The sequence below is a fragment of the Streptomyces sp. NPDC053541 genome (assembly GCF_044544705.1).
GTDB lineage: Bacteria > Actinomycetota > Actinomycetes > Streptomycetales > Streptomycetaceae > Streptomyces.
The window spans coordinates 442,293-464,951 of record NZ_JBITXM010000002.1; the positions used below are offsets into that span (position 1 = coordinate 442,293).

Sequence of the window (22,659 nt, forward strand, 5' to 3'; positions counted from 1 at the left end):
GGGTGAGACGTGTCCTGAGACGAATGCGTCACGTCGGGCGCACCGCGGGGGTCACGCCGGGCGCCGGCGGGGCCGACGCCCCCATGGTCACTTCTGGCGCTTGTAGAACGGCAGCGCCACGACCGCGTACGGCTCGTGGGTGCCCCGGATGTCGACGCCGACGCCCTCGGTGCCCGGCGCGGCGAAGGCCGCGTCCACGTACGCCATGGCGATCGGCTTGCCGAGGGTCGGGGACGGGGCGCCGGAGGTGACCTCGCCGATCACCTCGCCGTTCGCGACCACGGACATGCCGGCGCGCGGCACCCGGCGGCCCTCGGCGACCAGGCCGACCAGCTTGCGCGGCGGGGCGCTCTCGGCGCGCTCGGCGGCCTTCTCCAGCGCCTCGCGGCCCACGAAGCGGCCCTCGTTCGTCGTCTTCTCGAACTTCACGACCCGGCCGAGACCGGCGTCGAAGGGGGTGAGCGCGGTGGTCAGCTCGTGCCCGTACAGCGGCATGCCCGCCTCCAGGCGCAGCGTGTCGCGGCAGGACAGGCCGCAGGGGATCAGGCCGGCGTCCTTGCCGGCCTCGGTCAGCGCCTGCCACACGCCCTCGGCGTCGGCCGGCTTCAGGAACAGCTCGAAGCCGTCCTCGCCGGTGTAGCCGGTCCGGGCGATCAGCGCGTCCACGCCGGCCACGGTGCCCGGCAGGCCCGCGTAGTACTTCAGGCCGTCCAGGTCGGCGTCGGTGAGCTGCTTGAGGATGCCGGGGGACTCCGGGCCCTGGACGGCGATCAGGGCGTACGCGTCGCGGTCGTCGCGGACCTCGGCGTCGAAGCCGGCCGCGCGCTCGGTCAGCGCGTCGAGCACGACCTGGGCGTTGGAGGCGTTGGCGACGACCATGTACTCCGTCTCGCCGAGGCGGTAGACGATCAGGTCGTCCAGGATGCCGCCGTCCTCCTGGCAGATCATCGTGTAGCGGGCGCGCCCGTTGCCCACGGTCGAGATGTTGCCGACCAGGGCGTAGTCCAGGAGGTCCACGGCCTGCGGGCCGGTGACGGTGATCTCGCCCATGTGGGAGAGGTCGAAGAGACCGGCCCGGGTCCGCACGGCGTTGTGCTCGTCGCGCTCGCTGCCGTAGCGCAGCGGCATGTCCCAGCCGGCGAAGTCGGTCATGGTCGCGCCCAGCGAACGATGCAGGGCATCGAGGGCGGTCAGACGGGGGGCAGTGCTCATGGGGTGGCTCCCGGGTCCCAGGCGTGCGGGGCACGACGTGCATGACGGTGAGGACGGATCCTCCCCATCTGTCATGGAACCTGAGAGGTTCACCGAGGGCATCTCGTCACCGAGAGCTTCGGCTTGCACCTTGGGTGGGGACGCGCCAGGGCGACCCGCTTTTCAGATCTGCCTCATCCACGCGGTACGGGGCCTGAGAGATTCAAGGGAGGTGCTTGCTCCTTCGGCGCCCGGGTGACACGAGGTGCCCCGGGACTCTCCCGCGCGGATTCGAGCGGCCGGTATGCGGTTGTGCGCGCTCGGGCGAGCGCGTGGCGCGCTCATCATTGCACGCCCGATCCGCGCGGCAAATCGCTTGTGCCTCATTACCGTCTCTTTACACTTTGTGGGCAGGGGTCCCGCAGTCCCGTCAGGGGGAGACCCGACAGGGGGAGAAGCGATGACGATCCAGCGCACCGGAGTCCCCGCCACGGCCTCGGCCACGGCGGCGGAGGCCGGCATACCGGCCCAGCGGGCGGTCGCCCGGGCCCGCACCCGCGAGCGGGCCCGCACCCGGCGCCGCGCGCGGCTGCTGCGCGACCTGCGCGAGCGGGACGGCCGCAGTCCCCGCGCGCTCACCTACGCCGCCGGAGACGTCGTGGTCGTCTCCGGGCTGCCCGGCGCCGGCAAGTCCACCCTGATGGCCCGCGCCGCCGAGGGCCGCGCCGTCGACTCCCAGGACACCCGGGAGCGCTGGGAGGCCCGGCTGCCCCGCTTCCTGCCCTACGCGCTCTACCGCCCGCTCGCCCGCCTCGCCCACTACGCGGGCCTGCGCCGCGCCCTGCGCACCGGCGCCGGCCTCGTCGTGCACGACTGCGGCACCCAGTCCTGGGTGCGCGGCTGGCTGGGCCGCGCCGCCCGCCGCCGGGGCGCCGCGATGCACCTGATCCTGCTCGACGTGGACCCGGCGACCGCCCGGGCCGGCCAGCGCGACCGGGGCCGCGGCGTGTCCCCGTACGCCTTCGCCCGGCACCGCCGCGCCGTCGCCCGGCTGGTCCGCACCGCCGAGGCCGGCACCCTGCCGCCCGGCTGCGCCTCGGTCACCCTGCTCGACCGGGACGCCGCCGACGCCCTGCGGAGGATCTCCTTCCGGGACCCTTCGTGACGCACTCCGCACCCCTTTCCGGTCACACGGGGCCGACGGCGCCATTAGGGTTCTGATCCGACCGTGTGCCGGGGAAGGGGACGACGAGAACCGTGGACGTGACGTGGCCGGGCAATGAGCTCGAGGAAGTACTGGCCGCCTCCCTCGGCAACCCCTCCGCCGGCGGCCGCCTGGTCGAGGTGCTCGGCCGCAGCCCCGTCTGGGTGCCGCTGCCCAACGGCGGCGGCCCCGACAGCCGGGACCTCGACCTGCCCACCATGGAGATCGACGGCGCCGCCTACGTGCCCGTCTTCAGCTCCGAGCAGGAGTTCCTCGCCGTCGCCGGCGCCCACATGTCGTACACCGTCGCCCCCGCCCGCGACTTCGCCCGCGGCCTGCCCCCGCAGCTCGGCATCGCCGTGAACCCCGGCGGCACCGTCGGCGTCCCGCTGCCCCCGCCCGCCGTCGCCGAGCTGTGCCGGGTCGGGCGCACCGCGCTCGACGGGCCCGCCACCGGCGGCCGGGTGCGGCTCTTCGAGCCCGACTGGCAGGACGACCCGGTCGACTTCCTGGCCGCCGCCTCCGCCGAGTTCGAGGCCACCGGCGTGGTCGCCACCGCCCACCGCGCCCTCGCCAGCGTCGAGGGCACCGAGCCCGCCCTCTTCGTCGGCGTCCGGCTCACCGGCCCCGAGGCCGACCGCAACGCCCCGCTCGACGCCCTGGGCCGCGCCCTCGGCCGGGTCGAGGTCGCCTGGCCGGTCAACCTGATCCTGCTCGACGTCGCCCAGGACCCCGTCGCCGACTGGATGCTGGAGAAGGTGCGCCCCTTCTACCAGCGCGCCGCCGTGTGACGGACCTCCCCCTTAAGCTGAACTGATTCAAGAACCTCCGAGCCGAGTCGTACGACATAGAGGGGCGGGACCCACGGTGAGCGCGTCAGGCACCGCCGCGACCGGACAGGTCGAGCACATGCTGCGCCAGGTGGCACCCGGGCGCCACGACGCCTACGAGCAGCTGCTGCGCGCCCTCGCCGACTCCGAGGTCCGGATGCTGCTGTGGCACGGCACCCCGGGCTCGCCCGACGCCCAGTACGGCAACATGGAGGTCGACGGCTACGGCTACGCGCCCTGCGTGACCTCCGCGCAGGAGCTCGCCGCCTCCGGCTGGACCCGCGGCCACGAGCTCGTCGCCGGCCTGGAGATCGCCCGCGCCCTCTACCCCGACCGCTGGGGCCTCTGGCTGAACCCGCACGCCCCCGGCGGCGGCGTCGGCATCCCCTGGGCCGACCTGCGCCGCATCGCCACCGGCCTCGACCGGATGCCCGCCGGACCGCTGCGGCTGTCCGAACCGGCCCTGGAGATCCCGCAGTTCTACGCCCTGCTCACGCAGAACGCGCACCGCACCCCGGCCGTCCGCTCGCTGCGCCGCGCCTGGGTGCAGCCCGCGCTCGGCTCCCCGTACCTGGCCATCGGCCTCGACCTGTACGACTCCTCGCCGGCCTCCGTCGAGGCGGTGCGGGCGATGATGCACCAGACCGTCGCCGCCGTGCCCGACGGCCTGCCGGTGTCCACGGTGGCCATGTCCGACACGTACGACCCGGTCGCGATGTGGCTGTACGCCCACGCCCGCCCCTTCTACGACCGCGACGCGCACGCCGCGGGCCGCGGCTCCGCGTCTCACCAGCCGGGCTACGGCTACCCGCCCGCGCAGCCGCGCTGAGCCCGCCCGGACACCCCGCCGAAACCCGGGCGAAATCCCTTGCCGAGCTGAGGTTTTGGCTCCGCTTGCGGGCGACGCGGAGGCTCTGTCCCGCAACCGCCCGATTTGCCAACTGTCCGGGTCTCAGGTTGATATCACCGCTATGCGGACTGTTCTCTGCCGCGTCACTCGCCAGTAGCGTTCGGCCGGTCAGACCGACCACACATGGCGACCCAGGGGTGGACCCATGCGAATATTCACGTCCCGGTCAGCCCGGGCTTTGACGGCGGCCCTCGCGGTCGGCCTCATCGCCACCGGCTGCGCGAGCGAGCGGGGCAAGGACGGGGACAAGGACGGCGCGAAGGACACCTTCGTGTTCGGTGCCCCCGGTGACCCGGCCTCCCTCGACCCGGCCCTCGCCTCCGACGGCGAGACCTTCCGCGTCACCCGTCAGGCCTTCGAGGCCCTGCTGGAGCACGAGTCCGGCGGCAGCAAGCTGGTCGGCGGCCTCGCCGAGAAGTGGTCCAGCAACCCCGCCGGCACGGTCTGGACGTTCAACCTGCGTCAGGGCGTGAAGTTCCACGACGGCGAGAAGTTCGACGCCGCCGCGGTCTGCGCGAACTACGACTACTGGTTCAACTGGAAGGGCACGTACCAGTCCAGCGCGGTCTCCTACTACTGGCAGACCATCATGGGCGGGTTCGCGAAGAACGAGGACAAGGAAACCCCGAAGGCCAACTACAAGTCCTGCACCGTCAAGGACCCGAACACGGCCGTCATCGAGGTTCACGAGCCCTCCGCCAACCTTCCGGGCGGCTTCTCCCTCCAGGCCCTCGCGATCCACTCGCCGAAGGCGCTCAAGGAGTACGCGAAGCAGGAGGCGACCGCCAAGGGCGACGCCATCACGTACCCCAAGTACAGCCAGGAGGCCGGCACGGTCGCCGGCACCGGCCCGTACAAGATCACGAAGTGGAACAAGGGCAACAAGGAAGTCACCCTGACCCGCTTCGACGACTACTGGGGCGAGAAGGCCAAGGTCAAGAACCTGGTCTTCCGCACCATCGACACCGAGAGCGGCCGCCGTCAGGCGCTGCAGGCCGGTGACATCGACGGCTACGACCTGGTCGCGCCCGCCGACATCAAGACGCTCGAGGCGGCCGGCTTCAAGGTGCCGACCCGTGACGTCTTCAACCTGCTCTACCTCGGCATGTCCCAGGAGAAGAACCCGGCGCTCAAGAAGCCCGAGGTCCGCCAGGCCATCGCCCACGCCATCGACCGCGAGAACATCGTCAAGACCCAGCTGCCCGCCGGCGGCAAGGTCGCGACCCAGTTCATGCCCGACACGGTCGCCGGCTTCTCCGAGAACGTGAAGAAGTACCCCTTCGACACGAACAAGGCCAAGCAGCTCCTCGCCGCCGCCGGCCAGAGCAACCTCAGCATCGAGTTCTGCTACCCGACCGAGGTCACCCGGCCGTACATGCCGGCCCCGCAGGACATCTTCGAGCTGATCAAGGCCGACCTGGAGAAGGCCGGCATCAAGGTCACCCCGAAGCCCATGAAGTGGAACCCGGACTACCTGGACGCCACCGAGGCCGGCTCCTGCGCCCTGCACATGCTCGGCTGGACCGGTGACTTCAACGACGGCTACAACTTCATCGGCACCTGGTTCGCCGGGTACGACAAGCAGTGGGGCTTCAAGGACGACAAGGTCTTCGCCGCGGTGAAGGCGGGCTCCCTCCAGGGCGACCCGGCCAAGCGCACGGACCTGTACAAGAAGGCCAACGAGGCCATCATGGACTACCTCCCGGGCGTCCCGCTGTCCTCCTCGCCGCCGGCCATCGCCTTCGGCAAGAACGTCAACCCGCCGAAGGTCTCCCCGCTGACGCAGGAGAACTTCGCCGAGGTCTCCTTCAAGTAACACCACCGCCAGCGGTCCGCCCGGCCACGGAAACAGCGTGGCCGGGCGGCTTCGCATCCGACTCCCGAACAACGCAAGAAAGGGGCACGCGGGGTGTTGCGACTCGTCGTACGACGACTTCTCCAGCTGATACCCACCCTGCTCGGCCTGTCGGTTCTCCTCTTCATCTGGCTGAACCGACTGCCCGGCGGACCCGCCTCAGCGATCCTGGGCGAGCGGGCGACCGAAGCCGACGTGGCGCGCATCAACCGCGCGCTGGGACTCGACCAGCCGCTCTACGTCCAGTACGGACGCTTCCTCAAGCGGCTCTTCAACCTCGACCTCGGCACCTCGGTGCAGACCGGACAGCCGGTCTGGGACGAGTTCGTGCTGCGCTTCCCGGCCACCGTGGAACTCAGCGTGGCGGCCATGATCATCGCCACCGTCGTCGGCATCCCGCTCGGCTACCTGGCGGCCCGCAAGCGCGGCGGCTGGCTCGACGTGGCCTCCGTCTCCGGCTCGCTCGTGGGCATCTGCATCCCCGTCTTCTTCCTGGCCGACCTGCTCAAGGGCGCCTTCGGCGGGATCTTCGGCACCTTCGGCCGCCAGTCCACCGGCATCGACGCCACCAGCGTGACCGGCTTCGCCGTCCTCGACGGCATCCTCACCGGCGAGCTCGACGCCTCCTGGGACGCCCTCATGCACCTGGTGCTGCCCGGCATCGCGCTCGCCTCCATCCCGCTCGCCGTCATCGTCCGGATGACCCGCGCCAGCGTCCTGGAGGTGCTCGGCGAGGACTACATCCGCACCGCCGAGTCCAAGGGCCTGGAGCGCCGCGTCGTGCGCGGCCGGCACATCCTGCGCAACGCGCTGCTGCCGGTCGTCACCACCGTCGGCCTGCTCACCGGAAGCCTGCTGTCCGGCGCCGTCCTCACCGAGTCCGTCTTCTCCTTCGGCGGCATCGGCTCCTTCATCAGGACCGCCATCGACGCCCGTGACTACCCGGTGCTGGTCGGCTTCATCATGTTCATCGCCTTGATCTACGTGCTGATCAACATGCTGGTGGACCTCGCGTACAGCGTCATCGATCCGAGGGTGCGGGTGCACTGATGAGCCTGACGAACACCGCTTCCAAGGTCGACCGGCTCGCCCAGCTCACGGCGAGGACCGAGACCTCGACCGGCGCCAGCCTCTGGCGCGAGGCGCTGCGCCGGCTGCGCAACAGCAAGGCCGCGATCATCGGCGCCGTGATCATCGCCGCGTTCGTGCTGCTCGCGATCGTCGGCCCCTGGATCGCCCCGCACGCCCCGACCGACCAGGCCTGGCGCGGCGAGGTCTTCCCCAACCGCGGCGAGTTCGTCGGCGCCCGCGCCGAGAACTGGTTCGGCCTCGACCACCTCGGCCGCGACGTCTTCTCCCGCATGCTCGTCGGCGCCCGCCAGACCCTGCTCGTCGGCGTGGTCTCCATGCTCATCGGCCTCGTCATCGGCGCCGTCGTCGGCGCCGTGTCGGGCGCGGCCGCCACCCTCGGCGGACGGACCGGACAGCGGATCGACGACGCCGTCATGCGCGTCACCGACATCATGCTGGCGCTGCCCTCGCTGCTCCTCGCCGTCTCCGTCGCCGCCGTGATGGGCCAGTCGCTCACCACCGTGATGATCGCCGTCGGCGTGGTGCAGATCCCGGTCTTCGCCCGCCTGCTGCGCGGCTCGATGATCGCCCAGGGCGGCACCGACTACGTCCTCGCGGCCCGCGCGCTCGGCATCCGCAAGCGGCGCATCGTGCTGACCCAGATCATGCCGAACTCGCTGAGCCCGGTGATCGTCCAGGCGACGCTCAGCCTCGCCACCGCCATCATCGAGGCCGCCGCCCTCTCGTACCTCGGACTCGGCAACCCCGACCCGTCGGTCCCCGAGTGGGGCGTCATGCTCTCCCAGGCGGAGCGCTTCTTCGACAACGCGCCCATGATGTCGATGTATCCGGCGGTCGCCATCATCATCACCGCCCTCGGCTTCACCCTCCTCGGCGAGGCCATGCGCGAAGCGCTCGACCCGAAGCTGCGAGGTTAGTCATGCCACTGCTCACCGTGGACGAACTCACCGTCACCTTCGGCGGCCGCGGCCGCAAGGACGTCCGGGCGGTCAACGGCGTCTCCTTCGACGTCGACCAGGGCCAGGTCGTCGGCCTGGTCGGCGAGTCGGGCTGCGGCAAGTCCGTGACCTCGCTCGCCCTGATGGGCCTGCTGCCGTCCAAGGGCGTCACCCTCGGCGGGCGCGCCGACTTCGACGGCACCGACCTGCTGACCCTCAGCCCCGGCAGGATGCGCGACCTGCGCGGCCGGGACCTGGCGATGATCTTCCAGGACCCGCTGTCCTCGCTGAACCCGGTCATCCCCATCGGTCTCCAGGTCACCGAGATCCTCCAGCGGCACCGCGGACTGAAGGGGGAGGCCGCCCGCAAGGAGGCCGCCCACCTCCTGGACCGGGTCGGCATCCCCGACCCCACCCGGCGCCTCAAGGAGTTCCCGCACCAGCTCTCCGGCGGCATGCGGCAGCGCGCGCTCATCGCCATGGCGGTGGCCTGCGCCCCGCGGCTGCTCATCGCCGACGAGCCGACCACAGCGCTCGACGTCACCATCCAGGCCCAGATCCTCGAACTCCTCAAGGAACTGGTCGACCAGGAGGGCACCGCGCTCCTGATGATCACCCACGACCTGGGGGTCGTCGCCGGCCTGTGCGACCAGGTGAACGTGCTCTACGCGGGCAAGGTCGTCGAGTCCGCCGGCCGCCGCGAGCTGTTCGCCCACCCCACGCACCCGTACACCCACGGGCTGCTCGGCTCCATCCCCCGGCTCGACGCCCCGCGCGGCGAGCCCCTGCACCCGATCCGCGGGTCCATCAACGACCAGATCGCCTGGGCCGAGGGCTGCGCCTTCGCCCCGCGCTGCGACCGGTACGAGATGGAGTGCCTCACCGGCACGCCCGAACTGACCGAACCCCGCGAGGCCGGCCACCGCGCCCGCTGCGTCAACCCGGTCCTGGCCACGACGGAGGTCCCGGCATGAGCCTGCTCGAACTGGACGGCGTGAAGGTCCACTTCCCCGTCAAGAAGGGCATCCTCTTCGACCGCACGGTCGGGCACGTCTACGCCGTCGACGGCATCTCGCTGTCGGTGGAGGCGGGCCAGACCTACGGCCTGGTCGGCGAGTCGGGCTGCGGCAAGACGACCCTCGGGCGCGCCGTGCTCCGCCTGGTCGACATCACCGACGGCTCGGTCGTGCTCGACGGCACCGACGTCGCCAAGCTCTCCGAGAAGGACCTGCGCTCCTTCCGCCGCCGGCTCCAGATGGTCTTCCAGGACCCGCTGGGCAGCCTCAACCCGCGGCAGAACATCGAGTCGATCCTCAGCGAGGGCATGGCCGCGCACGGGATCGGCGCGGACCAGGAGGAGCGCCGGGAGAAGATCAAGGAGATCCTGGCGAAGGTGGGCCTGCCCGCCAACGCGCTCTCCCGCTACCCGCACGAGTTCTCCGGCGGCCAGCGCCAGCGCATCGGCATCGCGCGGGCGCTCGTCCTGGAGCCGGACCTGATCATCTGCGACGAGCCCGTCTCGGCCCTGGACGTCTCCATCCAGGCCCAGGTGATCAACCTCCTGGAGGAGCTCCAGGAGTCGATGGGCCTGACCTACCTGGTCATCGCCCACGACCTGGCGGTGGTCCGGCACATCTCGGACGTCATCGGCGTGATGTACCTCGGCTCGCTGGTCGAGGAGGCGCCGAGCGACGCGCTGTACGCGGAGCCGATGCACCCGTACACCCGCGCCCTGATGTCGGCGGTGCCGGTCCCGGACCCGGAGGTCGAGGAGCGCCGCGAGCGCATCCTGCTCCACGGCGACCTCCCGTCCCCGGCCAACCCGCCGGCCGGCTGCCGCTTCCACACCCGCTGCCCGTGGGCGCAGCAGACGCGCTGCGCGACGGAGCGCCCGGAGCTGACGGACGTCGGCGGCGGCCACAAGGTGGCCTGCCACTTCGCCCGGGAGATCCAGGACGGCACGATCACGCGGGCGGGCGAGCCGGAGAAGGCGGCCGGGGCCGCCGAGGCCACGAAGGCCGGGAAGGCCGAGAAGGCCGGGAAGGCCGTGGTGCCGGCGCAGGCGACGGCGGAGCCGGCGGACGCGAAGCCGGAGGCTACGGAGCCGGAGGTCGCGAAGCCCGAGGCTGCGACGTCCGAGGCGGCCGAGCCCGAGGCCACGGAGCCGGAGGTCGCGAAGCCCGAGGCCGCGACGTCCGAGGCCGCCGAGCCGGAGGTCGCGAAGCCCGAGGCCGCGAAGGCCGAGGCCCCGAAGGCCGAGGGCTGACCGGGTCCGGCCGCCTCCCGCCTCCCCACGCGCGCGTGGGGAGGCGGGAGGGCCCCGGTGGAACCGGGACAATGGTTCGGTGCTCCACGATCTGTTCAATCCGTCGGTCCAACACGCGCTGGACCTCGTCGGCATCTTCGTCTTCGCCATCTCGGGCGCGCTGCTCGCCGTCCGCAAGAACTTCGACGTCTTCGGCATCGCCGTCCTCGCCGAGGTCACCGCGCTCGGCGGGGGCCTCTTCCGCGACCTGATCATCGGCGCGGTGCCGCCGGCCGCCTTCACCGATCTCGGCTACTTCCTGATGCCGCTGATCGCGACGGCCTTCGTCTTCTTCCTCCACCCCGAGGTGGAGCGCACCCAGACCGCGGTCAACGTCTTCGACGCGGCGGGCCTCGGCCTGTTCTGCGTGACGGGCACGACCAAGGCGTACGACTACGGGCTCGGGCTCACCTCCTCCGCGGCGCTCGGCCTCGCCACGGCCGTGGGCGGCGGCGTGCTGCGCGACGTGCTGGCCAACGAGGTGCCCTCGCTGCTGCGCTGGGACCGCGACCTCTACGCCGTACCGGCCATCGTGGGCGCGACGATCGTCGTGCTCTCCCTCCGCTTCGACGTGCTCAACGCGTACACCAGCGGCTTCGCCGTGCTGACCGCCTTCGCGCTGCGGCTGCTCGCGATGCGCTACCACTGGCGGGCCCCGCGCGCCTGGAACCGGCGGTCGAACGCGCGCGAGGAACCGGACAACGAAAAAGCTACCGCTTAGTAGCTACTTCGGGTAGCGTTTCGGCCATGAGTACGAGCAGCATGGAGACGGTGAACGGCACGACGAACGGCGCGGCGGACGGGGTCGCGAGCGGCGCCACGAGCGAGTTCGACCGGGACACCGCGGTCACCCTGCGCGAGCCCGGGGTCTACGACGCCGAGCTGTCCGCCGGCTGGACGATCATCCACGCCGTCAACGGCGGCTACCTCCTCGCCCTCCTCGGCCGCGCGCTCGGCGAGCACCTGCCGCACCCGGACCCGTTCACGATCTCGGCGCACTACCTCACGCCGTCCGTGCCCGGCCCGGCCGTGATCCGCGTCGAGACGGTCCGCACCGGCCGCACCCTCTCCACCGGCCAGGCCTCCCTGCTGCAGTTCGCTGAGGACGGCAGCGAGGTGGAGCGGATCCGCGTGCTCGCCTCGTACGGCGACCTGGACGCCCTCCCGGACGACGTCCGCACCACCGCCGCCCCGCCCGCGATCGCCCCGATCGACCAGTGCTTCGGCGCCTCCGACGGCCCCACCCCGGCGATCCCCGGCTCCTCCGCGATCACCGAGCGCCTGGACATCCGCCTCGACCCGGCCACCGTCGGCTGGGCGATCGGCGCGCCGTCCGGCAAGGGCGAGATGCGCGGCTGGTTCGGCCTCGCCGACGGCCGCGACCCGGACCCGCTGTCGCTGCTCCTCACGGTCGACGCCCTCCCGCCGACCTCCTTCGAACTGGGCCTCAAGGGCTGGACCCCCACCGTCGAGCTGACCACCCACGTCCGCTGCCGCCCGGCCCCCGGCCCCCTGCGCGTCTCCATCACCACCCGCAACCTCGCGGGCGGCTTCCTGGAGGAGGACGCCGAGGTCTGGGACAGCGCCGACCGCCTGGTCGCCCAGTCCCGCCAGCTCGCCCGCGCGCCGAGGGGCTGAGTCGAGGGGCCGGGCCGAGGGGCCGGGCCGAGGGGCCGGGCCGAGGGGCCGGGCCCAGGGGTTGACGCGAGGGGCCGGGCCGGGACCGCCCCCTGGCGAGGGGCGCGGCCGGGTCGCGTCGCCGCTGATGGCGCAAGGGCGCCTTCCCGGGTGGGCGGGCCCGCCTCGTAGAATCGACGCACCATGGCTTACCTCGACCACGCCGCGACCACGCCCATGCTTCCCGAGGCGATCGAGGCGATGACCGCCCAGCTCGCCGTCACGGGCAACGCCTCCTCGCTGCACGCGGCCGGCCGCCGCGCCCGGCGGACCGTCGAGGAGGCCCGCGAGAGCCTCGCGGGCGCGCTCGGCGCGCGGCCCAGCGAGGTGGTCTTCACCTCCGGCGGCACCGAGGCCGACAACCTCGCCGTGAAGGGCCTCTTCTGGTCCCGCCGCGACGCCGACCCGCGCCGCACCCGGGTCCTCGCCAGCCCCGTCGAGCACCACGCGGTGCTCGACGCCGTCGACTGGCTCGCCACCCACGAGGGCGCCACCGTCGAGTACCTGCCGGTCGACTCCTACGGCCGGGTGCACCCCGAGGCGCTGCGCGAGGCACTCGCCCGCGACCCCGAGGACGTCGCCCTGGCCACCGTGATGTGGGCCAACAACGAGATCGGCACCGTGCTGCCGGTCCGCGAACTCGCCGACGTGGCGGCCGAGTTCGGCGTGCCCCTGCACGCGGACGCGGTCCAGGCGGTCGGCCAGGTCCCGGTCGACTTCGCCGCCTCCGGACTCGCCGCCATGACCGTCTCCGGCCACAAGATCGGCGGCCCGTACGGCATCGGCGCGCTGCTGCTCGGCCGCGAGCACACCCCGGTGCCCGTCCTGCACGGCGGCGGCCAGGAGCGCCACGTGCGCTCCGGCACCCTCGACGTGCCCGCCGTCGCGGCCTTCGCCGTGGCCGCCCGGCTCGCGGCCGAGGGCCAAGAGGAGTTCGCCCGCGAGGTCGGCGCCCTGCGCGACGAGCTCGTCGCCGCGGTCCGCTCCGCCGTCCCCGACGCGCTCCTCGGCGGCGACCCGGTCGACCGGCTCCCCGCCAACGCCCACTTCACCTTCCCCGGCTGCGAGGGCGACTCCCTGCTGCTGCTCCTGGACGCCGCCGGCATCGCCTGCTCCACCGGCTCGGCCTGCACCGCCGGCATCGCCCAGCCCAGCCACGTGCTGCTCGCCACCGGCGCCTCCCCGGAGCTGGCCCGCGGCACCCTCCGCTTCAGCCTGGGCCACACCTCCACCAAGGAGGACGTGGCCGCGGTCGCCGAGGCGATCGGCCCGGCGGTCGAGCGGGCCCGGAGCGCCGGTCTCAGCTGACCCGCCGTTGCAAGGCCGGCCGCCGGTTTCAGCCGGCCGGCGCCGGGATCTTCGCGCGCGCCTGCCGCACCAGCGCGATGTACCGCTTCCAGTCCCAGTGCGGGCCCGGGTCGGTGTGGTCCGTGCCGGGCACCTCCACGTGCCCGATGATGTGCTCCCGGTCCACGGGTATCCCGTACCGCGCGCAGATGCCGGCGGTGAGCCGGGCCGAGGCCTCGTACATCGCCGGCGTGAAGTCCTGCGGGCGGTCGACGAAGCCCTCGTGCTCGATGCCGATGCTGCGCTCGTTCATGTCGCGGTTCCCGGCGTGGAAGGCCACGTCGAGCTCGCGGATCATCTGGGCGACGTGCCCGTCCTTGCGCACCACGTAGTGCGCGGCGGCGCCGTGGGCCGGGTCCTTGAAGACCTTGAGCGCGGAGCGGTAGCTGCCCTGGACGACATGGATCACCACCCGGTCGATCACGTAGTCGTCGGGGCGGTCGGCGCGCCGCCAGTTGTAGCCCGAGGCGGCCGTCCACTCGGCGCCCTTGTGGTCCAGCTCGCCCTCCACCCGCTTCTTCTCCATGCCGGGCAGCCGCCACCAGAGGCGGGCCAGCTCGTCGCGGGCGAAGACGGCCGCGCCGGCCACGGCGACCGTGCCGCCGAGCAGCACCGCCCGCCGGGTGGGCCCGCCCTTCTTCCCCGCGGCTCCCTTCTTCCCGGCGGCTCCCTTCTTCGCGGGCCGTTTCCTTCCGCTCCCCTTGTTCCCCATGTGAGCGAGAACGCTCCCGCCCGCGACCCTGGTTCCCCGCTCCCGGTTCCCGGCGCCCCGTACCCTGGTAGGGCTATGACTGAGACCTCGCCGCAGCGCCCGCACCCCCGACCCCTCCGGGTCCTCGCCGCCATGTCCGGCGGAGTGGACTCCGCCGTCGCCGCCGCCCGCGCCGCCGAGGCCGGTCACGACGTCACCGGCGTGCACCTCGCCCTCTCGGCGAACCCGCAGTCCTTCCGCACCGGCGCGCGGGGCTGCTGCACCATCGAGGACTCGCGCGACGCCCGGCGCGCCGCCGACGTCATCGGCATCCCCTTCTACGTGTGGGACCTCGCCGAGCGCTTCCGCGAGGACGTGGTGGACGACTTCGTCGCCGAGTACGAGGCGGGCCGCACGCCCAACCCGTGCCTGCGCTGCAACGAGAAGATCAAGTTCGCCGCGCTGCTCGACAAGGCCCTCGCGCTCGGCTTCGACGCCGTCTGCACCGGGCACTACGCGACCGTCGTCGTCAACGAGGACGGCACCCGCGAGCTGCACCGGGCCTCCGACATGGCCAAGGACCAGTCGTACGTGCTCGGCGTGCTCGACGAGCGCCAGCTGGCCCACGCCATGTTCCCGCTCGGCGACACCCTCACCACCAAGGACGAGATCCGGGCGGAGGCGGAGCGGCGCGGCCTCGCCGTCGCGAAGAAGCCCGACAGCCACGACATCTGCTTCATCGCCGACGGCGACACCCAGGGCTTCCTCGCCTCCCGCCTCGGCACGGCGGAGGGCGACATCGTCGACGAGTCCGGTACGAAGGTGGGCACCCACGAGGGCGCCTACGGCTTCACCATCGGCCAGCGCAAGGGCCTGCGCATCGGGCACCCCGCCCCCGACGGCAAGCCGCGCTACGTCCTCGACATCTCGCCCGTGAACAACACGGTCACCGTCGGCCCCGTCGAGTCCCTCGACGTCACCGCCCTCACCGCCATCAAGCCCCGCTGGTGCGGCGCCGCCCCCGAGGGCCCCGGCCGCTACACCGCCCAGCTCCGCGCCCACGGCGAGGAGACCCCGGTGAGCGCGGCGATGGCCGACGGCGAACTGACCGTCACCTTCGACGAGCCGGTCCGGGGCGTGGCCCCGGGCCAGGCGATCGTGCTGTACGACGGCACGCGGGTGGTCGGCTCGGCGACCATCGCGAGGACGGTGCGCCGGACGGCCGTCTCGGCGTAGCACCTTCCGGAAGAGGCGTCACGCCCCCACCGGCTGCTCCGTGCGGCAGGCGTCCAGGAAGTTCTCCAGGACCGGCGCCAGCACGTGGGGCGCCACCTCGTGGGTCTGGCCGGTCAGGGTGCGGTGCCGGCCGCGCGGGAGGGCGGCCGCCACGCACCGGGCCGCCCGCCGCGCCCAGGCAGGGCTCGCCCCGCCGTCCACCACGAGCACGCGCGCGTGGACCCGGCCGAGCCGGCCGGAGTCCTCCGGCCCGTACGGCGGCTCGTACACCGACACCGGCCCGACCGGCACCCCGGCGGCCGCCGCCGCGAGGGCAAGCGCGCCGCCGCAGGCCGTGCCGTGCACCGCCGCCGTGCCCGCCGCGCCGCCCACCGCGTCGACCAGCGCCGCCAGGTCGGCGATCTCCCGCTCCACCGCGCACGGCCCGGTGCCCCCGCTCGCACCCCGGCCGCGCCGGTCGTAGGCCACCACCGAATAGCGCCGGGCGAGCAGCCCGGCCAGCGGCCGCTCCCCGCGGGCCGTGCCCGACGCCCCGCTCACCAGGATCACCGGCGGCCCGTCCCCGTACCGCTCGTAGGCGATGCGGGTCCCGTCCTGCGACCTGACCAGGCCCCGGGAGCCGCACCGCGTCGTCGTCACCTCGTCCATGGAAGGGCAGACCGGGGCCGCCCCGGGAACTCATCGCTCCCGGCGGGAACTTCCGGAAAAATTCTCGCCGCCGGGGCGAGCGCCTACGGTGGGGCCCATGAACATCTGCGTCTTCCTCTCCGCCGCCGACCTCGACGAGCGGTACACCGCCCCCGCCCGCGACTTCGCCACCCGCCTCGGCAAGGCGGGCCACACCCTGGTCTGGGGCGGCTCGGACACCGGTCTGATGAAGGTCGTCGCGGACGGCGTCGAGGAGGCCGGCGGGCGGCTGGTCGGCGTCTCCGTCGACTTCCTCGCCCACAAGGCCCGCCCCAAGGCCGATCAGATGGTCGTCGCCCGCGACCTCGCGGAGCGCAAGGCGCTGCTGCTCGCCAAGTCCGACGCGATCGTCGTCATGGTCGGCGGCACCGGCACCCTCGACGAGGCCACCGAGATCCTGGAACTGAAGAAGCACGCCAAGCACACCAAGCCCGTCGTGCTCCTCAACACGGCCGGCTTCTACGACGGCCTGAAGGCGCAGTTCCGCCGCATGGAGGACGAGGGCTTCCTGCCGATCCCGCTGACCGACCTGGTCTTCTTCGCCGACGACGGGGCGGCGGCGCTCGCGTACCTGGAGGAGACGGTGCTGGGCCACGGGGCCTGAGAGCATGGGTCCCATGGCTACTCATGTGATCACCGGAGCCGGTTCCGGCATCGGCGCCGCCGTCGCGCGTCGGCTGCACGCGCGCGGGGACGAACTCGTGCTGCACGCGCGCGACGCGGGGCGGGCGAAGGAGCTGGCGGCGCGGTTTCCGGGCGCGCGCACGCTCGTCGGCGACCTGGCGGACCCGGACCGCCTGTCCTGGGCGTTCTCGCACCAGTCGCTGCCCGAGCGGGTCGACACCCTGCTGCACGTCGCCGGCGTCGTCGACCTCGGACCGGTCGGGGAGCTCACCCCGAAGGCCTGGCACCACCAGCTGAACGTCAACCTCGTCGCCCCCGCCGAGCTCACCCGGCACTTCCTGCCCCAACTGCGGGTCTCCAAGGGCCACGTGCTGTTCGTGAACTCCGGCGCCGGCCTCAACGCGCACGCCGAGTGGAGCGCCTACGCCGCCTCCAAGCACGGCCTCAAGGCGCTCGCCGACTCCCTGCGCCACGAGGAGCACGGCAACGGCGTGCGCGTCACGTCCGTCTACCCGGGCCGCACCGCGAGCCCCATGCAGGCGAAGGTCCACCAGCAGGAGGGCAAGGAGTACGACCCGTCCCGCTGGATCGATCCCGAGTCGGTGGCCACCACCATCGTCATGGCGATCGACCTCCCGCGCGACGCCGAGGTCAACGACCTGACCGTCCGCCCGGGGCGCTGAGCCGGAACGGGACACGGGGGCGGGAGCGGGGATGAGCACGGGGGCGGGGAGCGGCAACTCCATCACCGGCGGGACGCAGGGGACCGTCGTCCAGGCCGGCCACATCGAGCACCTGGTGGTGCACCAGGCTCCGCAGCCCGCCGACGAGGTGACCGTCGCGCCCCCGTTCGGGCGGCGCGGCGCGCCCTTGCGCGGGCGCGGGGACCTGCTCGACCGGTTGCTCGCCGCCACCGGCACGCACGTCCTCCACGGCCTCGGCGGCGTCGGCAAGACCAGCATCGCCCTGGAGGCCGCCGACGTCCTCGCGCGCCGCGGAGCCCCCGTCTGGTGGGTGGCCGCGCAGGACGCCGGACGGCTCGCGGGCGGGCTGCGGGCGGTGGCCCGCCGGGTCGGCCTCCGCGAGGACGAGCTGGCGAGCGGTCAGACCGCCGACCTCCTGTGGGAGCGCCTCGCCGCCCTTCCCGGCCCCTGGCTCCTCGTCCTCGACAACGCCGACGACCTCTCCCTGCTCGACGGCCCGGGCGCCCTCGCGGCCGGCACCGGCTGGGTCCGGGCGCCCCGCGCCGGGGGCCTGGTCCTCGTCACCACCCGCGACGGCGACCCCGCCGCGTGGGGCCACGGCCCCGTGCTCCACCCGCTGGGCGCGCTCCCGGGCGACGAAGGCGCCCGCGCCCTGGCCGACCGGGCGGGGGAGGGGGCCGGGCCCGCCACGGACGCCGCCGCCCTCTCCGTACGCCTCGGCGGCCTTCCGCTCGCCCTGGACAGCGCCGGCCGCTACCTGGCCTCCGTCGCCGAACGCCCCGCCTTCCTCCGCACGGACGGCGAGCCCGCCACGTACGCCGCCTATCTCGCAGCCCTCGGCGCGGGGGACCTCGCCGTCGACCGCGACGGCACCCTCGCCCGCATCTGGGAGATGTCCCTGCGCCTGCTGCGGGACCGCGGGCACGCGCGCGCGGAGGAGGTCCTGCGGCTCCTCGCCGGCTTCGCCGACGCGCCGGTGCCGCTGCGGGTGTTCGCCCCCGGTCGGGTCGCGGTCCCGCCGGGCGAGCTGTGGAGCTGCCTCCAGGGCCTGGACCGCGTGGGCCTCGCGGCCCTGCGGACGGACCGGGAGCCGGTGGTGACGCTCCATCCGCTGGTGCGGGACGCGTACCGGGGAGCGCGGGAGCTCCTGTCGGCGCGGGCGGCGCTCGACAGCGAGGTGCCGGAGGAGCACGGTCCGCTGTGGCCGCTGCTCGTCCCGCACCTGCTCGACGCCCTGCGGCCGGGCGTGCCGGAGGACGTCTGGGAGGGCGCGGTGCTCGCCGTGCGCTCGCTGAACGCGCGCGGTCTGGTCGCCGAGGCCGGCACGGCCGTGGACCTGGTGTGCCGGGGCGCCGAGGAGGGACTCGGGGCCGGGCACCGCATCGTGCGGGAGGCGCGCTTCGAACGGGGCCGGGCGCTGCTGAACGCGGGCCGCGACCGCGAGGCACTGGAACTGCTCGGCGACCTCGCGGTGGAGAGCGCGGCGGACGACGTCGAAAGGGAGTTCGCCCTCCAGGTCCGCAACGAGCTGGCGACGGCGTTCCAGCGCAACGGGCGGCTGGACCGGGCCTGCGCGGAGTACTCCCTGGCGCTGGCCGACTGCGCCCGCGCTCTGGGCCCGGAGCACTGGCGAACCCTGGCCTGCCGGCAGAACCTCGCGGTCTGCTTCGCCCTGCTCGGGCGCACCCGCGAGGCGCTGGCCGAGCTGGAGACCGTACGGGAGGTCGAGGCCCGCACCCTGGGGGCCGAGCACCCCAACGCGCTCGTCACCCGGGAGAACCGGGCCGTCCTCCTCCTGGAGTTCGGCGACCGGGCCCTCGCACGGGCGGAACTGGAAGCCGTGACCGCGGCCCGGCGGCGGCTGCTCGGCACGGAGCACCCGCACACCCTCACCGCCCGCTTCAACCTGGCCCGCTGCCTGGAACCCGACCTCGCCCGTGCGGAACTCGCCGCCGTCCTCGACGCCCGCGCCCGCGTCCTCGGCCCCGACCACCCCGTCACCGTCGCCACCCGCGACGCCCTGGAGCGCACGGCACGTACCCTGCCGGGGTGAGTGACACGAATGACTTCCCCTGGGCCTCCGCCACCGGCGTCGGTTCGCTGCCCGGCGGCGACGCCCGGGAGGCCGCCAAGACCGTGACCGGGTCCTTCGAGGACTTCCCGTTCCTGGCCGAGCTGCCCGCCCGCGGGCCGGGCGCGGACATGATCGGGCGGACCGCCGGGATGCTCGTCGAGCTGTACGCGCACGTGGAGCCGAGCGGCTGGCGGATCAGCGACCGGCCGGGGCGGGACACCCGGCGGGCCAGGTCCTGGCTGGGCGAGGACCTGGACGCCCTGGAGGAGTTCACCCAGGGCTACGAGGGCGCCCTGAAGGTGCAGGCGGTGGGGCCGTGGACGCTCGCCGCGGCCCTGGAGCTGCGCGGGGGAGAGGCCGCCCTCTCCGACCCGGGGGCCTGCCGGGACCTGGCCGGCTCACTGGCCGAGGGACTGCGCGGGCACCTCGCCGAGGTGCGCCGGCGGGTGCCGGGCGCCCGGCTCGTGCTCCAGCTCGACGAGCCCTCGCTGACCGCCGTGCTGCTCGGGCGGATCCGCACCGCCAGCGGCTACCGCACCCACCGGGCCGTCGACCGGCAGGTGGTGGAGAGCGCGCTGCGCGAGGTGATCGCCGTGCACGACGGTCCGGTCGTGGTGCACTCGTGCGCGCCGGACGTGCCCTTCGGGCTGCTGCGGCGGGCCGGGGCGGCCGGGGTGTCGTTCGACTTCGCGCTCCTCACCGAGCGTGACGAGGAGCCGATCGGCGAGGCCGTGGAGGCCGGGACCAAGCTCTTCGCCGGTGTGGTGCCGTCCACGGACCCGGCCTCGGGGGCATTGTCGGACCCGGGCGGTAGCGTCATGGGTGTCAGGACGCTGTGGCGCAGGCTGGGGCTGAATCCGGGGACTCTCGCCGAGTCCGTGGTGGTCACCCCGTCCTGCGGTCTCGCGGGCGCCTCGCCGGCGTACGCCCGCAAGGCGCTGGCGCACTGCGTCCGGGCGGCGAGATCGCTCGCGGACAACCCAGAGTGACCGGGTTTCAGGGATCGGGAGGACGAGGAACGGTGGCAGTCGAACAGGGGGCCCCCGCCGAGGCGCGGGAGAAGCACGCCGAGCTGGCGGAGCAGGTCGAGGAGCACCGCTTCCGGTACTACGTGAAGGACCAGCCGGTCATCAGCGACGCGGAGTTCGACCGGCTCCTGCGCGCCCTGGAGGCCCTGGAGGAGGAGTATCCCGAGCTGCGGACGCCCGACTCGCCGACCCAGAAGGTCGCCGGGTCGTACGAGACGGAGTTCACCGCGGTCCAGCACCGCGAGCGGATGCTGTCGCTGGACAACGCCTTCGACGACGAGGAGCTGGCCGCCTGGGCCGAGCGGGTCGCCAAGGACGTCGGCACGAGCACCTACCACTTCCTGTGCGAGCTCAAGGTCGACGGCCTCGCCGTGAACCTCACCTACGAGCACGGCCGGCTGACCCGGGCCGCGACCCGCGGCGACGGCCGCACCGGCGAGGACATCACGCCGAACGTGCGGACCATCGCCGACATCCCGGAGCGGCTGCGCGGCGAGCGCGTGCCGGACCTGGTGGAGATCCGCGGCGAGGTCTACTTCCCGATGGAGGCCTTCGAGGGGCTCAACGCGCGCCTGGTCGAGGCCGGCGACAAGCCCTTCGCCAACCCGCGCAACGCCGCCGCGGGCTCGCTGCGCCAGAAGGACCCGAAGGTCACGGCGACCCGCCCGCTGCACATGGTGGTGCACGGCATCGGCGCCCGCGAGGGCCTGGAGATCGGCCGCCTCTCCGACGCGTACGAGCTGCTGCGCGAGTGGGGCCTGCCCACCGCCCGGCACAACAAGGTGGTCGACTCGCTCGACGGCGTGCGGGAGTTCATCGCGTACTTCGGGGAGAACCGGCACTCCGTCGAGCACGAGATCGACGGCGTGGTCGTCAAGCTGGACGAGATCCCGCTCCAGGGCCGGCTCGGCTCCACCGCGCGCGCCCCGCGCTGGGCGATCGCCTGGAAGTACGCGCCGGAGGAGGTCAACACCAAGCTGGTCGACATCAAGGTCGGCGTCGGCCGCACCGGCCGGGTCACCCCGTACGCGCAGGTGGAGCCGGTGACGGTGGCCGGCTCCGAGGTCGAGTTCGCCACCCTGCACAACCAGGACGTGGTGAAGGCCAAGGGCGTGCTGATCGGCGACACGGTCGTGCTGCGCAAGGCCGGTGACGTGATCCCGGAGATCCTCGGCCCGGTCACGGACCTGCGGGACGGCAGCGAGCGCGAGTTCGTCATGCCGGCCGAGTGCCCGGAGTGCGGGACGCCGCTGAAGCCGATGAAGGAGGGGGACATCGACCTGCGCTGCCCCAACGCGCGGACGTGCCCCGCCCAGCTCCGCGAGCGCCTGTTCTACCTGGCCGGGCGCTCCTCCCTGGACATCGAGAACTTCGGCATGGTCGCGGCGGCGGCGCTCACCCGCCCGCTGGAGCCGGCCGAGCCCCCGCTGGCCGACGAGGGCGACCTCTTCGACCTGACGATCGAGCAGCTGCTGCCGATCAAGGCGTACGTCCTCGACCAGGACAGCGGGCTGCCCAAGCGGGACCCGAAGACCGGCGAGGAGAAGGTCGTCTCCGTCTTCGCCAACCAGAAGGGCGAGCCGAAGAAGAACGCCCTGGCGATGCTGGCCAACATCGAGGCGGCCAAGACCCGCCCGCTGGCCCGCTTCCTCAACGGCCTGTCGATCCGGCACGTCGGCCCGGTGGCCGCCGAGGCGCTGGCCCGTGAGTTCCGCTCCCTGGAGCGGATCGAGCAGGCCACCGAGGAGGAGCTGGCGGCGGTCGACGGGGTCGGCGGGATCATCGCCGCCGCGGTGAAGCAGTGGTTCACCGAGGACTGGCACCGCGAGATCGTGCGCAAGTGGCGGGCCGCGGGGGTCACCTTCGAGGACGAGGGCGCCGGCGAGGACCAGGGCCCGCGTCCGCTGGAGGGGCTGACCGTGGTGGTCACCGGCACCCTCCAGGACTTCACCAGGGATGGCGCAAAAGAGGCGCTGCAAGCCCTGGGTGCGAAGGTGACGGGTTCCGTTTCGAAGAAGACCGGCTTCGTGGTCGTCGGTGACAATCCCGGCTCCAAGTACGACAAGGCCATGCAGCTGAAGGTTCCGGTTCTCGACGAGGCCGGCTTCCGGATCCTGCTCGAACAGGGTCCCGAAGCCGCTCAGGAGGCCGCGCTGCCCGTCGCCGAGTAGCCGCCGCCGGGTCGCGGCGGGCCGGCGGCCGGCCGCGACCCGCCCCTCGACGGGCCCCGGAAGCTCACCCGTTCGGCGCATACCAGATCGTTACG

General features: G+C 73.2%; 20 protein-coding genes and 1 riboswitch. Of the genes, 17 read left to right on the top strand and 3 right to left on the bottom strand.

The features are described from left to right. Nucleotides 1-87: 87 nt before the first annotated feature. Nucleotides 88-1,212: a glycine cleavage system aminomethyltransferase GcvT gene (gene gcvT, locus ACIGW2_RS06065; protein WP_361579633.1), complete on the bottom strand. Its 1,125-nt coding sequence runs from the start codon at nt 1,210-1,212 to the stop codon at nt 88-90. Between the two features lie 172 nt (nt 1,213-1,384). Next, nucleotides 1,385-1,485: riboswitch (glycine riboswitch) on the bottom strand. A gap of 166 nt (nt 1,486-1,651) precedes the next feature. Between gcvT and ACIGW2_RS06070 the strand changes: the two genes are divergently transcribed. The 11 genes from ACIGW2_RS06070 (at nt 1,652) to ACIGW2_RS06120 (ending at nt 13,310) form a co-directional block, all read left to right on the top strand. Further along, nucleotides 1,652-2,356, top strand: a complete 705-nt coding sequence (locus tag ACIGW2_RS06070) for an AAA family ATPase (protein WP_361579635.1) — start codon at nt 1,652-1,654, stop codon at nt 2,354-2,356. A gap of 92 nt (nt 2,357-2,448) precedes the next feature. Then, nucleotides 2,449-3,186: an enhanced serine sensitivity protein SseB gene (locus tag ACIGW2_RS06075; protein ID WP_361579637.1), complete on the top strand. Its 738-nt coding sequence runs from the start codon at nt 2,449-2,451 to the stop codon at nt 3,184-3,186. Nucleotides 3,187-3,262: 76 nt separating this feature from the next. Continuing rightward, entirely contained in the window at nt 3,263-4,054 is a 792-nt protein-coding gene (locus tag ACIGW2_RS06080) for an enhanced serine sensitivity protein SseB C-terminal domain-containing protein (protein WP_356068149.1), read from the top strand. A 226-nt stretch (nt 4,055-4,280) separates the two neighbouring features. Further along, entirely contained in the window at nt 4,281-5,951 is a 1,671-nt protein-coding gene (locus ACIGW2_RS06085; RefSeq protein ID WP_391652601.1) for an ABC transporter substrate-binding protein, read from the top strand. A 93-nt stretch (nt 5,952-6,044) separates the two neighbouring features. Beyond that, nucleotides 6,045-7,040, top strand: a complete 996-nt coding sequence (locus ACIGW2_RS06090; RefSeq protein ID WP_361579641.1) for an ABC transporter permease — start codon at nt 6,045-6,047, stop codon at nt 7,038-7,040. Continuing rightward, a complete protein-coding gene (locus ACIGW2_RS06095) occupies nt 7,040-7,999 on the top strand; it encodes an ABC transporter permease (protein WP_391652602.1) in 960 nt (319 codons plus the stop codon). Before ACIGW2_RS06090 ends, ACIGW2_RS06095 begins: the two co-directional genes overlap by 1 nt. A 2-nt stretch (nt 8,000-8,001) precedes the next feature. Beyond that, nucleotides 8,002-8,994, top strand: a complete 993-nt coding sequence (locus ACIGW2_RS06100) for an ABC transporter ATP-binding protein (RefSeq protein ID WP_356068157.1) — start codon at nt 8,002-8,004, stop codon at nt 8,992-8,994. Continuing rightward, nucleotides 8,991-10,286, top strand: coding sequence for an oligopeptide/dipeptide ABC transporter ATP-binding protein (locus tag ACIGW2_RS06105; RefSeq protein WP_399841395.1), 1,296 nt, complete (start codon nt 8,991-8,993; stop codon nt 10,284-10,286). Before ACIGW2_RS06100 ends, ACIGW2_RS06105 begins: the two co-directional genes overlap by 4 nt. Before the next feature lie 79 nt (nt 10,287-10,365). After that, nucleotides 10,366-11,046: a trimeric intracellular cation channel family protein gene (locus tag ACIGW2_RS06110; protein ID WP_391652604.1), complete on the top strand. Its 681-nt coding sequence runs from the start codon at nt 10,366-10,368 to the stop codon at nt 11,044-11,046. A 41-nt stretch (nt 11,047-11,087) separates the two neighbouring features. Next, nucleotides 11,088-11,963, top strand: coding sequence for a thioesterase family protein (locus tag ACIGW2_RS06115; RefSeq protein ID WP_391652936.1), 876 nt, complete (start codon nt 11,088-11,090; stop codon nt 11,961-11,963). 183 nt (nt 11,964-12,146) lie between these two features. After that, nucleotides 12,147-13,310, top strand: coding sequence for a cysteine desulfurase family protein (locus tag ACIGW2_RS06120; protein ID WP_391652605.1), 1,164 nt, complete (start codon nt 12,147-12,149; stop codon nt 13,308-13,310). Nucleotides 13,311-13,338: 28 nt separating this feature from the next. On the opposite strand, the gene ACIGW2_RS06125 is transcribed toward ACIGW2_RS06120, so the two are convergent. Next, the gene (locus ACIGW2_RS06125) at nt 13,339-14,061 is read right to left on the bottom strand and encodes an N-acetylmuramoyl-L-alanine amidase (protein WP_391652606.1); all 723 of its coding nucleotides are present in this window, start codon (nt 14,059-14,061) and stop codon (nt 13,339-13,341) included. A 75-nt stretch (nt 14,062-14,136) separates the two neighbouring features. On the opposite strand from ACIGW2_RS06125, the gene mnmA reads away from it, so the two are divergent. Beyond that, a complete protein-coding gene (gene mnmA / locus ACIGW2_RS06130) occupies nt 14,137-15,276 on the top strand; it encodes a tRNA 2-thiouridine(34) synthase MnmA (RefSeq protein WP_361579655.1) in 1,140 nt (379 codons plus the stop codon). A gap of 18 nt (nt 15,277-15,294) precedes the next feature. Here mnmA and ACIGW2_RS06135 read toward each other — a convergent pair whose 3' ends face one another. Then, entirely contained in the window at nt 15,295-15,924 is a 630-nt protein-coding gene (locus ACIGW2_RS06135) for an alpha/beta fold hydrolase (RefSeq protein WP_399841402.1), read from the bottom strand. Nucleotides 15,925-16,021: 97 nt separating this feature from the next. Here ACIGW2_RS06135 and ACIGW2_RS06140 point away from each other — a divergent pair, with 97 nt between their 5' ends. Genes ACIGW2_RS06140 through ligA form a run of 5 tightly spaced genes read left to right on the top strand, consistent with a single transcriptional unit; the run spans nt 16,022 to nt 22,564 of the window. After that, nucleotides 16,022-16,567 carry a TIGR00730 family Rossman fold protein gene (locus ACIGW2_RS06140; RefSeq protein WP_391652609.1) on the top strand — a complete coding sequence of 182 codons (546 nt, stop codon included), beginning with the start codon at nt 16,022-16,024 and terminating at the stop codon, nt 16,565-16,567. 4 nt (nt 16,568-16,571) lie between these two features. Further along, complete coding sequence (locus tag ACIGW2_RS06145) at nt 16,572-17,270, top strand: SDR family oxidoreductase (protein ID WP_361579667.1); 699 nt, start codon at nt 16,572-16,574, stop codon at nt 17,268-17,270. 31 nt (nt 17,271-17,301) lie between these two features. Beyond that, complete coding sequence (locus ACIGW2_RS06150) at nt 17,302-19,344, top strand: tetratricopeptide repeat protein (protein ID WP_399841405.1); 2,043 nt, start codon at nt 17,302-17,304, stop codon at nt 19,342-19,344. After that, nucleotides 19,341-20,354: a methionine synthase gene (locus ACIGW2_RS06155; RefSeq protein WP_391652612.1), complete on the top strand. Its 1,014-nt coding sequence runs from the start codon at nt 19,341-19,343 to the stop codon at nt 20,352-20,354. The genes ACIGW2_RS06150 and ACIGW2_RS06155 overlap by 4 nt, the downstream gene beginning before the upstream one ends. Before the next feature lie 32 nt (nt 20,355-20,386). Further along, the gene (ligA, locus tag ACIGW2_RS06160; protein ID WP_391652613.1) at nt 20,387-22,564 is read left to right on the top strand and encodes an NAD-dependent DNA ligase LigA; all 2,178 of its coding nucleotides are present in this window, start codon (nt 20,387-20,389) and stop codon (nt 22,562-22,564) included. Nucleotides 22,565-22,659: the final 95 nt, after the last annotated feature.